Source organism: uncultured Arcanobacterium sp. (assembly GCF_947253055.1).
Lineage (GTDB): Bacteria > Actinomycetota > Actinomycetes > Actinomycetales > Actinomycetaceae > Arcanobacterium_A.
Genome location: NZ_CAMXYE010000092.1, coordinates 1 through 4,587, shown reverse-complemented (window position 1 = coordinate 4,587; position 4,587 = coordinate 1). Strand labels below are relative to the sequence as shown.

At 49.8% G+C, this 4,587-nt stretch carries 4 protein-coding genes; 1 reads left to right on the top strand and 3 read right to left on the bottom strand.

The features are described 5' to 3' along the window. The 3 genes from Q0X35_RS06040 to Q0X35_RS06030 form a co-directional block, all read right to left on the bottom strand. On the bottom strand, positions 1-437 hold a 437-nt coding region (locus tag Q0X35_RS06040; protein ID WP_297566541.1), incomplete at its 3' end, for an ABC transporter ATP-binding protein. A gap of 3 nt (positions 438-440) precedes the next feature. Then, complete coding sequence (locus Q0X35_RS06035) at positions 441-1,424, bottom strand: ABC transporter substrate-binding protein (protein WP_297566539.1); 984 nt, start codon at positions 1,422-1,424, stop codon at positions 441-443. Positions 1,425-1,441: 17 nt separating this feature from the next. Then, on the bottom strand, positions 1,442-2,464 hold the full coding sequence (locus tag Q0X35_RS06030; RefSeq protein WP_297566537.1) for an iron ABC transporter permease: 1,023 nt from the start codon (positions 2,462-2,464) through the stop codon (positions 1,442-1,444). 240 nt (positions 2,465-2,704) lie between these two features. On the opposite strand from Q0X35_RS06030, the gene Q0X35_RS06025 reads away from it, so the two are divergent. Beyond that, the gene (locus Q0X35_RS06025; RefSeq protein ID WP_297566534.1) at positions 2,705-4,528 is read left to right on the top strand and encodes an ABC transporter ATP-binding protein/permease; all 1,824 of its coding nucleotides are present in this window, start codon (positions 2,705-2,707) and stop codon (positions 4,526-4,528) included. Positions 4,529-4,587: the final 59 nt, after the last annotated feature.

Sequence of the window (4,587 nt, the reverse complement as noted above, 5' to 3'; positions counted from 1 at the left end):
TCTCCTCCGGAGAGAGTATCTATATAGCGATTTTGGGCATAGTCCATACCGACTGCGGCGAGAGCTTCTTCCGCAATTTTCCGATCTGCCGCTGAATAGCCTTGGACGTCTTTCCGATGCGGTGCGCGGCCGAGCAAGACGATGTCGAATACGCGCGCTCTATCCATATCGTGTTCAAATTGGGAGACGACGGCAAGGCGTCTAGCTACTTGCCCGGGGCGCAGTTTTTTCAATTCCTGGCCATTGAGGATGATTCTCCCCTCCGATAGAGGTTGAGCTGCAAACATAGCTCGCATAAGGGTCGTTTTTCCCGAGCCGTTCGGCCCGGCAATACCTAAAATTTGCCCTGGAGGTACCGCAAAAGTGATATTCGCAAGGACTTGGGTATTTTCAAAACGAACCCCAGCATTTTCTATCTGGAGGGGAGAATCATGCATGAGTTATTTCCCTAATTCTTTCAGCTGCTTAGCGAGCTCAAAGGTGCCGTAAATTGCGGTCGGTGAAGCATAAGCTACAGCTGATTCCGCATAGATAATGTGGTTGTTCTTGACTGCTTTCATATCTTTGTAGCCCGGAATCTTGGCCAGCCGCTCTAGGGTGCTTTCTTTGGTAGCTCCGCCCATGCCGGTGAGCACAATTATCACATCTGGATCAGACTTGACGAAGGCTTCCGGAGCAATAGGCCCTTGATGTGGGTGGTAATTCGGGTCGATAGCGGTGACGAGATCGAGAGTTTTATTGATTTCTCCCATTACTCCCTTATTGCCGTAGCTAAACAGTTCGGCGTCATCTCCGTAGTAATAGGCGTAGGCCACTTTGCGCCCTTTACCAATTTTCTCTTTACTTACTTGATCTAGCTGAGATTTTAGTTCCGCAACGTTCGCATCGGCTTTCTTCGAAGTGCCGGCAATCTTCCCCAGTTGGGTCACTTCATTCAAAATCGTGTCAAAAGATTCGTTATCCGGCTGTTCGGGATAGAAATAGGCGCACTCAGCGGCATCTACTACTGCCGGAATTCCTTTTTCAGCTACTGTGGTCGGATGGGTGCTTTCAGAGCTAAATCCACCGCCATAGGCCAAATCGGGCTGCAGTTTCATAAGTGCTTCCATCGAGATTGAATCAGAGAGTAGCTGAATACCGTCTGCCTTTTTTCCAATCCAAGCAGGTGCTGCTTCTCCCCATTCGTTGGTGCGGGCAATAATGGAATCTTCTGCTCCGGCAGCAAACAGATAAGCTAAACCAGTCACGCCCATCGAGACGATTTTCTGGGGATGCTTCTGGAAAGTTGTTTCTACGCCGCAGTTTTTAACGGTAATAGCTCCGTCTGCTTCGTTATTATCAGCGTTATTGGTACCGGAACAGCCGCAGAGCACGCTGGCGGCAAGAGTAAAACCTATGGCACTAGTGAGTATCTTATTTTTCATTTTCTGATTTTCCTTTCTTATTTGGAATATTTCTTGATTAAGCTCATCAGCATTGGGGTCCCGACCAGTGCGGTCAGAATTCCAATCGGCAGTTCGGCGGGTCTAATTACTACGCGCGTGCAGGTATCGGCAACCACAATTAGCAATGCTCCGCACAGAGCAGCCACCGGCAGTGCGGCGCGAGTAGTGGCACCGACAAGTTGTTTAGCTATATGGGGGACGACTAGCCCTACGAATCCGATTGCTCCAGATAGAGATACCAAGATGGCTACGGTAAAAGCCACGACGAGGAAGAGAAGATTTCGATAGAGGCGCGGACTAGTGCCCAGCGAGATTGCTGCATCGTCGCCCAGATTGAGAATATCTACGCGCCTTCCCCAGACTAAGAAGCATAAGAAAGCGCAGAGGACGGTGCTGGTAGCTAAAGCGACGTCGTGCCAGGTGGCATTAGATAGTGATCCAAGTGTCCAAAATAATACCGATTTGGTGCCGGCGGCGTTTTTCGCCATCAAGGTTATCAGGCTGGTCAGCGCCGAAAAGAGGTAGGTCACGGCCATGCCGGCAAAGATTATCCGCGCGGGGGTGATTCTGCCACCTGCCGAAGCAAGAATAGTCACTAAAGTGATGGCGCTCAGTGCACCCAAAAAAGCGCCGAGCGTGATTCCCAATGCAGAGAGAAAGGTATTTGCCGTCCCTAAAACGATTACAGTAGCGGCGCCGGCGGAAGCGCCTGAAGAAATACCGAGAATATAGGGATCTCCGAGGGGATTGCGTAGAAGCGACTGGGTAATTAATCCGCATATTCCTAATCCGGCGCCGATAACCGCTCCTAATACCGCGCGGGGGAAACGCACTTGGCTAATAATTTTCAAATCGACGCTATCAGCGATGTCGTTAGTAAGGGTGGCTTGGATTCCTTTTAAGGCTGCTGAGAGGGGAATATCGGTAGCTCCCACAATAATTCCTGCTATGAGAGCACAAATCAGGAGCAGGAACAGGGTAATTTCTAATAGAAAACGTTGCCGTGAAGTGGTCAGCATGGTGCAGATATTTCTCCTAATTTCCCTTTTTCACTTAGGTAGCAAATACTTCGTGCGTGCCGGGAATTGGACATCTGGCCCATCACATCTCCTTGTAAAACGTAAAAGTGCGGACGAGGGCCGCAGCTAATAACCGAGAAAATTTATTAGGCAAGCCTAACCTTACGTAATATAATGTATATTAGTCAATGAAAATTAGGTATTGAATTGAGAATAGGCGCAGAGAAAAGGTAGAAAGTTATGCTCACCAAGCAGAGATTAGTGATGCGAGCTGCAGGATTGTCGATATGGTTGCTAGTTCCAGCTATTTTGGTGGGGCTCATCGTCTCGGCGTTATACATCGCTGCAGCGATATGCAATGCATTGCTTTTTACGGAATTACTCGGTGCTCGCTATATGCCTAAAATGGTGGGCTTAATTGCAGCCATCGTCGTACTGCTTTTAGTCCGCCCTTTATTCGAAGTTTGCGGCCAGCTCTTACAAAATCGAGCTGGCTTAGTGGTGAAAAGTAAGTTGCGGCAGGCACTGCTAGCTGAATTAGAAGCCCGTGGGCCGATGCGCGCCGGTTTAGGGCGTTCCGGGCAAATCCAATCAGTGCTCAGCGATGGAGTCGAAGCAATAGAGCCTTATTTTATAAAGTATTTCACCCAGCTAGCTGTCACGGTAGTGACGGCGGTAGTTTTGACCTTCGTCATTGCCACTATCAGCCCCCTAATAGCTGGAATCTTACTGGTATGTGGGGTGGCAATTATTGCAATTCCGCGCCTCTGGGATAAAGCGCTGGCGAGCCGGGGGCGCTCGCATTGGATTGCTTATGAGAATCTCAATGCCGATTTCGTGGATGCAATGATGGGGATGTCTACTCTCAAATCATTCGGAGCAGCACAAAATCACGGCCAGAAATTGGAGCGGCAATCTCGCCAACTTCTTTCTTCAACTATGGGGCAGCTTCGCCTCTCTCTAGGGGAAACGGGCCTATCAGGAATGATGAAAGTGCTCGGGCCGGCTCTGGGCTTGGTGGTAGCATTCGCCTTAATTCGAGCCGGTTCTATGCCGCTGTATTCACTATTCCTGATTACGCTGCTATCTATTGAACTGTTTCGCCCTTTTACGGCGCTTTCTTCCTGCTGGCATGAAGCATTCTTCGGAATCTCGGCGCTCCCGGCGATGAGCGCACTTTTTGAACGGACGGCTTGCGCTCCTGCGGGGGCAGAGTCTGCGGCTGTATTGGCTAAAATGACTGATCCTGCGCGCGCAGGAGAATCAGCGGTGCCGCCCACAGCGGTGCAGCGCAGTCAGATAGAAGATCTTCCGCAAAGTAGCACCGTAGCTTTCATTAACGCCAGTTACACTTATCTCGGAGCTACTGAGCCAGCCCTTAAAGAGGTCAATTTTGCAGCTTTTGCTGGGAAAACTACCGCTCTAGTCGGTCTATCTGGTTCTGGAAAATCCACCGCTTTGGGTTTGCTCATGGGTTTTGATCGCCCCAGCAGCGGCACAGTCATGATTGGAGGTATTTTAGCTGCAAATTTAGATATTGCTCAGACTGTGACTCTCGTGCCGCAAGACCCCATAATTTTCCCCGGCACCGTCAGATCGATTCTCGCAGAAGCTAATCCACACGCCGATGCGGCGGACATGATGAAAGTACTGACTTTGACCTGCGCTACGAATCTCCATCGGGAAAATTCTGCCACTTTAGCGGAAGATAGCGTGCTGGATTTAAATATCACGGAAAATGCACGCAATCTATCGGGAGGACAAAAGCAGCGGTTAGCAATCGCGCGGGCACTGATTCGCCAGTGCCCGCTGCTGGTACTCGATGAATCTACTTCCGCACTCGATACCCAAACCGAGACTTTAGTTTTAAGCAATATTCGCCAAGCTTACCCAGATTTAACCTTAATTTTCGTCACTCATCGCATTGATACTGCTGCACAAGCAGATCAAGTAGTGGTGATGGGGAGCGGGCAAGTGCTTTGCGCCGGTGAGCCAAGGCTATTGGCAAAGGGTAATAATGCTTGGGCAGAGCTAATTGCCGCACAGTTAGGAGTACAGCAATGAGTTTCCCAATCTTTCGCGATTTTTTTGCATTGTTGAAAAGACTCCGTGAGTGTCTCCCG

Excerpts from the sequence above, each read along its gene's own strand:
- Q0X35_RS06035 (WP_297566539.1), bottom strand. The coding sequence starts at position 1,424 with ATGAAAAATAAGATACTCACTAGTGCCATAGGTTTTACTCTTGCCGCC.
- Q0X35_RS06030 (WP_297566537.1), bottom strand. The coding sequence starts at position 2,464 with ATGCTGACCACTTCACGGCAACGTTTTCTATTAGAAATTACCCTGTTC.
- Q0X35_RS06025 (WP_297566534.1), top strand. The coding sequence starts at position 2,705 with ATGCTCACCAAGCAGAGATTAGTGATGCGAGCTGCAGGATTGTCGATA.